The following is a 6,875-nucleotide window of genomic DNA, read 5'->3' on the forward strand; positions in this document are numbered from 1 at the left end:
CTTAGCCAAAAGGCGGCATTCCGTTTTTCAATGCAATAAAATTTAGAGATTTTATTAGGTCTAATTTAAATGTATCGACTTTATCTGAATTAACTCGTGCCCAATGTCTAAAAGGATTGTTTTTAACCTTTTTCCACCGTTTTTGTTCTTCTTTAAACCACATCTTCCAAACTTCTCTTTCTTTCTTTTTATAATAAGGGCTGCCACTTACTTGGCTTAAACCATCATCTGTTAAGAATACTCCATCTATTATTTCACGAACACCTCGATTATATTTATTTGAAAGTAATATTTCTCGGGTGTAAGAAGCTTCACAATCATTCCAAAAGTTACAGGCAGAATCCAATAAATATTTATAGATCATTTTCTCAGGAGGGTCATATTCAGAAGAGGGTAACATGACAAAGTTTTTTAATCCATTAATTTTTTCTTCTTCTTGATCACCATCTAATACAATACAAGACATATACATGAACTCTGGTATTTTTTTCTTATTTAGTTCTATATATTTATCACATCCAAGAGAGACATCAACTTTATCTATTCGGGAAGTAAAAGGTTTTTCCCTTACTATAGAATTGAAGAAAAACTCTGCTTCTTTATCTTCAAAATATACTCTTATCTTCTCTTCTTTGGTCTCGCTTATCATTTCTTCATGCAAATCTTGCCACAAAGTATTTCTATCTACATTTTTTATAACGTTAACAGATTCATTTTGTTTTTTTAACATTAATACTTCGATATCTCCGGGATAAATTCCATCTTCCCCGTTCAAAGATAGGGCATGTTCAATTAAAAACATAGAGTGAGATGTCATGAATAATTGTAAATTAGAAGCTCTTGCTTCTTCCATCAAGACGTTTAAAAGTTGGATTTGAGCACCTGGATATAGAGTGGCGTCTAATTCGTCAATAAGTAATATTCCGCCAGAGTAATTTTTGTAAGTTTTTTTTAAACGCTTAAAGGAAAGTAAAGCTTCTAAAATTTGTCCTACATTATCTTCGCCTGAAGATATCATATGAATACTCATATCTTCTTTTAAGAAAGACAAGGATGTTTTATGGCGTACATCTATTCCAGATAGATTATCGGGATATTGGTTAAGTAATATTTGGTCATAAAGTCTTTTTAGATATTGTTCTTCATCCGAAGTTATTTTTAATTTTATTTCTTGGTGTTTTGCTTCAACGATTGGAAAGACCCTTTTTAAGCTTAAGTAGATTACTGGAAGTATTTTATTCGAAGAACGTGTATCTTTTTCTCCTGGACTAGGCGCGGGCAGTTTTTTTCTGGTAACAAGACGAGGAACTTTTCTATCTTCATAATTATTACTTTCTACTTCAATTACAAGGTCTTTATTTACAGATTTATCAAATAAAACTATTTCTGCATGGCGAGAGCCTTTTACATCTATTTCGCTTAACTTAAAATGATTAGAAACAAGTGATTCAAAAAATTGACCTTGAACTCTACTGATATTCTCAATTTCTTTTTCCATATCAGCAACGGTATTTTTATCTTCTATTAATGCCATTGATGTTTTGGTGTAGTTTTCTCCTAATAAAATTTTCGGATTAAAGGAGAATGGATGTGCAATCATTCCCAAGACAGTTGATTTAGCAGTCCCGTTTTTTCCTGTGATTAATGTAAGTTTCCGTCCAGGTTCAAACTCTATTTCTTTTACGGCTCTGAAATTTTCTACTTTTACTTTTTTTATGTATGAGTGCTTCATTCATTCTACCCCTTTACAATTACATCATAAACTATAGAAATATTTACCGGCATGGTTAAGAAAGTGCTAAAAGAGAACAGTTTCATTATTTATATTATGGATAAGTTTAACACGAAGACCTTTTTCATAATAGAAAAGATTTCCTTTTATTCCATGTTGTTGAGTTCATTGAAGTCCAAAAATTATATGAACGTTCGTAAAGTGATTTGAGACGTTTGCGAACGCTTTTTTTGATAATTTTTAGCCCTTTTTAAACCGTTCGAATAAGTCTACTTTTACGAACTTACTTATATCAGTTATACTATTGTTCTCTTTTGCCAAATAATGCGTGGAAATAGTCTGTCCATCCAGAACAAATTCAAATTTCTTTTATGTTATTGATTTTATACAAATAAGTTTCATAAAGACGGAGAAAGTAATGTCTTTTGACTAAGTTTATTCAGTAACCTATAATAATGATTGTATCTTATAATCGGCAAGGAGGATTATTAAAAAATGACACACTCGATTAGACTTCGTTTCCCAACTTTGAATCAGTAATTGAATACGTTCAAAGGCTCTGTTTGTGAAATCAGAGTAAACGGGATAAGTCTGTCTTTTTTAATAATCTTCACTCTATAAAATTAAAATAGTTAAAGAAGAGGTATAACTCTACCTTTTATAATTCTGTAGTTTTCTTTCTTCAACAAGGATTTTAAAGGAATTTGTATGAAATCTATCTTTATTTACCTGATATTAATTGATTAGTAATGTCCCTTTTACTCACAGACAAGCCGTCTGTGAGTTTTTTTGTTTTCTGGAATCACCATGAGTTTGTCAAATGTGCGGCAGATCATAGAGAGAATACAAGAAAATAGAATCAAAAAAATTTATTAGAATAAACAATTGGAGGAAATAAACTTGAATACACTTAAACTTAAACAATTAGCAACGGATAGAGGATTGGATATTGTAGAAAGCAGCATCAAAATCAATGAGTCGGGTGTTGACTTTCAAGTAGTCCACGCCAAAGATCAAAATGGAAATAAATGGATTTTAAGAATTCCGCGTAGACCTGAGTCAATGAGACATGCAGGCCAAGAGAAAAAAGCGTTAGATATCCTTCACCAACAAGCGAGCTTTCAAGTTCCGAATTGGTCTATCTTCTCTGAAGATTTAGTTGCTTATAAGCAACTAAAGGGCATTCCTGCAGCGACGATTGATGTGGAGCAACAGAACTATGTTTGGAGTTTTGATGAATCCAATGTTCCACCTGCTTATTATCAATCATTAGGAAAAGTCCTAGCAGATTTACACGCATTGCCTCAGGAAGAATTCAAACATATCGGGGTTGAAACCCTTCGTGCCGATGAGTTAAGAACTTCCTTGAAACAGCGAATGGAACGGGTAAAGAAACAATACGAGATCAATCCAGCTTTATGGGACCGTTGGCAAGCATGGCTTGCCGAAGACTCTTTTTGGCCCTCCCATGTAGGAGTGAAACACGGTGACATACATCCGGGTCATATCCTTATTAATAAAAACTATCAAGTAACGGGCTTAATTGACTGGACAGAAGTAGGTATTGCTGATGTATCTGTCGATTTCCTGTCCCATCACCTTCTTTTTGGGAATGATGGACTAACAAAGTTAATCAATGCTTATGAAAATGCCGGTGGAAGAACGTGGTCAAGAATGGATGAGCATATTGTAGAACTTCTAACAACCAGCGCCATCACTATAGCTGAATTTGCAGAAATCTCAGGCCTTCAAGAGATGCACGAAACAGCTGCACACATGCTCGCTAGCGAAATGTAATGAAATGGACTGGACTGGTCGTTTAACTGTGCTTAACGATCAGTTTAACGCGAAGGGTGTTCTACTTTTTTAATGACATCAACTGTAAATGATAACTTAATACTTGAATTAGGAGGGGAACGTAATGCAATTTTTATTGTTTTATTGATTGATGCGGGCTTGAAACAGAAGCTCGTATCGATCTTGGCTGTCGGTACGAAATTAAAAATTTCGGAGGTAGCAAAATGGAAAAACTTTGTTTTGAATTAAAAAATATTGAAGTGTCCTATTTAGATAAAGAAATCTTGCGAATTGAAGATCTAGCTATCCACCAGTTTGACCGCATTGGCATTGTGGGGAAAAACGGTGCAGGAAAAAGCACATTACTGAAATTATTAGCGAAAGAAATCCAGCCAACAGTGGGGCAAGTGAAGAGTTACGTTGAGCCAGGATACTTTAAACAGCTGGAGACTCCTAAAAAAGAAGAGGCCGGTATTGATCCAGCATTGCTTAGCCGATTAGCGGTACCACAAAATCTAGAGTCACTAAGTGGTGGAGAACAGACGAAATTAAAGCTCGCTCAGCTAATGAGTCATTATTATGAAGCGTTATTGCTGGATGAGCCAACCACTCATATGGATAAGCAGGGCATTTCGTATTTGCTCGAAGAACTTCGCTATTACTATGGTGCTTTGGTGATCATCAGCCATGACCGGGCCGTGTTGGATGAACTTGTGACAAAGATCTGGGAAGTCCAGGACGGGCAAGTGCATGTGTATTCGGGAAATTATAGCGACTACATGAATCAAAAAAGGTTGGAATGGGAACAACAAAATCAAGCTCACGAACAGTTCTTAAAAGAAAAGAGCCGACTGGAAAAAGCTGCAAAAGAAAAGATGAAGAAAGCAGAGAAGGTTGCCCAAGCCGGAAAATATTCGAAGAAGGAATCAAAGGCCATGGCAAATCGAATGTTTGAGACAAAATCCAAAGGCACAAGCCAGAAAGCGGTACATCGTGCGGCCAAGGCAATCGAACAGCGAATGGAGAAGCTTGAGGAAGTGAGTGCGGTTCAAGTTGAGAAGCCGATTGTTTTTCCACATCAGAAAGCACTGGAGCTGCACAATAAATTTCCAATCATGGCCAATCGTTTCACTTTATATGCTGGAGATAATATAGTGTTGGAAGAAGTGAACTTCCAACTTCCGCTTGGTAAAAAGATTGCGATTTCAGGTGTGAATGGGAGTGGTAAAAGTACATTGCTTCAACGAATTGCGAGAAAGGATGAGCAATTGACCATTTCTCCTAAAGCAAAGATCGGGTATTTTCAGCAAATGAGTTATCAGTTCAGCGGTGATGAGACTGTCTTCCATTACATCAAAAATCGTTCGGAACATGAGGATAGTTTTTTAAGGAGCGTCCTTCATTCGATGCAGTTTGTGGATACAGACTTGCTTAAACAGGTGAAAGATTTAAGTGGGGGAGAAGCCATCCGACTGCAGCTTTGTTTACTCTTTCTAGGTTCTTATAATATCTTGTTATTGGATGAACCGACTAACTTTTTGGATATTAAAGCGATCGAAGCACTAGAGCATTTTGTAAAGGCTTATCAAGGCACCGTCGTATTTGTTTCCCATGATGAGTTCTTTATCCGAAATACAGCAGATATTCAGTACATCCTAAGTAATAAGAATTTGGAATTGATATAAGGAACTTGAAATAGTCATCGATATTAGTCGATGACTATTTTTGTTTCTTTAATTACTAGAAAGATTTGTATTTCGAGAAGATTTTTAGTCCTCTATTCCAGTTTACATATGATCGCTTATCAGAAGTTATTTGAATACAAATGGAGAAAGGGGGCCGTTTAGAGGGCCCTTTTTCTTCGTGTTGGTTTTTATAAGTGCACTTTTACGAACAGTACAAACATTTAAAATTGGGTGAATTTATTCCTAATAATATCCGATGAGCCTCGCTTCAATACTTTTTCGATCTCTCCAAGTATAGTTTTCATATATTTTGCATGATTTTTCACTATCATAGGAATTAGCAATAGTATTTCTTTTAGCGAGGGAAATGTAATGTATGTACAATATGGAATGTGAATCTTTTCTTATTACTTATTTCAGTCCGTATTTTCTAAGATACACAGCATTCATCGCCAGTTGAAAAGAGTCTGAATCAAGGTTCTCTACTAGTTCAAGTGGTGTACAGTCTTCATTCGCATTATATAGATGGACTGCAAGCTTCAATAGACTTGCCGTTCCCCTTGAGAAATCCTGTTCTTTAAAGCATCTGTCCGAACTGAACCCACCATCTGTTAGGTAAGGAAGAGCTTTTTTGACAAGTTCGTCATTACCAGTAAGGACATAGATCAACGTCTGATATTCATTGCTCCTCTGTTGATAAGAGCTAAGTTTTTGTAGTGCTTCGTTATACAATAAGTGATGATTTTCTGTAAACAATGACAATGTATAGGGCCCCTTTCATATCTCTTTTCAGTTGATGCTCTTCGCTGTATTTACTCTTATATTTAGAATATCATTTCCAATCTTCCAAATGGTAGGTTTTATAGGAATGAGCTCTCAGTGATTCGGTAAATGGAATTGGATTTGAATGAACTGAAAACCCTCCGGAGAGGGTTTATCAGATGTACATCTGTTTTTTCAATGAGACTCCGTTTTTATGGCTAACAATCAAAGAATCCAAGACCTCGATATTTAAGATTTGGCCTATCTCAATCAACTTTTCACTCACTGTAACGTCTTCCGGTGAACATTGACAGTGACCTGATGGATGATTATGGGCAACAATGATGCTGTGAGCATTGTTCATGATGGCTGTCTTGAAGACCTCACGAGGATGGACGATGCTGGCACCTAAAGACCCTGTATGACAGCGGTGAACCGTAATTATTTGGTTCTTTGCGTTTAAACAAATGACGAGGAATACCTCACGGTCTTCATCGCCTATTAGCGCCTGAACAAATTTGATAGCATCAGCTGCATGAGTTATCTTCTCCGGTAGGTAACTTTTATACGACTCTTCGATTTCTTTGATCTCCTGTTTGATCCGTGTGATTTCAATGATCTTTTCAAAATGCATGTGTATCGCTCCCTTTCAATTTTGGTCCGCCGGGCGGAAGTGGTCCCAAAAGGGATTATTTTTTGCCTTTTGGTAAGGAGGACGGATACACCACTTAGAGGTCCGGTCAAGGGTCTCAGCGCAAAAGTTTTTAGCGTAGCCGGTATAAAAAGTTTTTCGCCCCTTGAACTGAACTCTCCTGTCTTGGGACGAAATAGGGATAGGGCGAAGCCATGGAATCTGTCCGTATTTGGTCCTTAGACAGGCTGTGGATGTGTACGCTCCG

Annotated in this window: 7 protein-coding genes; 4 read left to right on the plus strand and 3 right to left on the minus strand. The window is 36.5% G+C overall.

All coding sequences use genetic code 11. From position 1 onward, the window contains the following. Position 1: 1 nt before the first annotated feature. Positions 2-1,732 (minus strand): AAA family ATPase, encoded by a 1,731-nt coding sequence (locus AB5N96_RS12315; RefSeq protein WP_499705673.1) that lies wholly within the window; start codon positions 1,730-1,732, stop codon positions 2-4. 495 nt (positions 1,733-2,227) lie between these two features. Between AB5N96_RS12315 and AB5N96_RS12320 the strand changes: the two genes are divergently transcribed. From AB5N96_RS12320 to AB5N96_RS12335, 4 genes are all read left to right on the plus strand, one after another. After that, positions 2,228-2,272 carry an erythromycin resistance leader peptide gene (locus AB5N96_RS12320; RefSeq protein ID WP_106408210.1) on the plus strand — a complete coding sequence of 15 codons (45 nt, stop codon included), beginning with the start codon at positions 2,228-2,230 and terminating at the stop codon, positions 2,270-2,272. A 360-nt stretch (positions 2,273-2,632) separates the two neighbouring features. Next, on the plus strand, positions 2,633-3,529 hold the full coding sequence (locus AB5N96_RS12325) for a macrolide 2'-phosphotransferase (protein WP_499705674.1): 897 nt from the start codon (positions 2,633-2,635) through the stop codon (positions 3,527-3,529). Between the two features lie 72 nt (positions 3,530-3,601). Further along, positions 3,602-3,778 (plus strand): hypothetical protein, encoded by a 177-nt coding sequence (locus AB5N96_RS12330; protein WP_499705675.1) that lies wholly within the window; start codon positions 3,602-3,604, stop codon positions 3,776-3,778. Next, on the plus strand, positions 3,754-5,214 hold the full coding sequence (locus tag AB5N96_RS12335) for an Msr family ABC-F type ribosomal protection protein (RefSeq protein WP_499705676.1): 1,461 nt from the start codon (positions 3,754-3,756) through the stop codon (positions 5,212-5,214). Before AB5N96_RS12330 ends, AB5N96_RS12335 begins: the two co-directional genes overlap by 25 nt. Positions 5,215-5,625: 411 nt before the next feature. Here AB5N96_RS12335 and AB5N96_RS12340 read toward each other — a convergent pair whose 3' ends face one another. After that, positions 5,626-5,976 (minus strand): DUF6075 family protein, encoded by a 351-nt coding sequence (locus AB5N96_RS12340; RefSeq protein ID WP_499705677.1) that lies wholly within the window; start codon positions 5,974-5,976, stop codon positions 5,626-5,628. A gap of 175 nt (positions 5,977-6,151) precedes the next feature. After that, positions 6,152-6,610 (minus strand): JAB domain-containing protein, encoded by a 459-nt coding sequence (locus tag AB5N96_RS12345; RefSeq protein ID WP_499705678.1) that lies wholly within the window; start codon positions 6,608-6,610, stop codon positions 6,152-6,154. Positions 6,611-6,875: the final 265 nt, after the last annotated feature.

Origin of the sequence: Chryseomicrobium imtechense, from assembly GCF_041475995.1 — a bacterium.
Taxonomy (GTDB): Bacteria; Bacillota; Bacilli; order Bacillales_A; family Planococcaceae; genus Chryseomicrobium; species Chryseomicrobium aureum.

Excerpts from the sequence above, each read along its gene's own strand:
- AB5N96_RS12315 (WP_499705673.1), bottom strand. The coding sequence starts at position 1,732 with ATGAAGCACTCATACATAAAAAAAGTAAAAGTAGAAAATTTCAGAGCC.
- AB5N96_RS12330 (WP_499705675.1), top strand. The coding sequence starts at position 3,602 with ATGACATCAACTGTAAATGATAACTTAATACTTGAATTAGGAGGGGAA.
- AB5N96_RS12335 (WP_499705676.1), top strand. The coding sequence starts at position 3,754 with ATGGAAAAACTTTGTTTTGAATTAAAAAATATTGAAGTGTCCTATTTA.
- AB5N96_RS12345 (WP_499705678.1), bottom strand. The coding sequence starts at position 6,610 with ATGCATTTTGAAAAGATCATTGAAATCACACGGATCAAACAGGAGATC.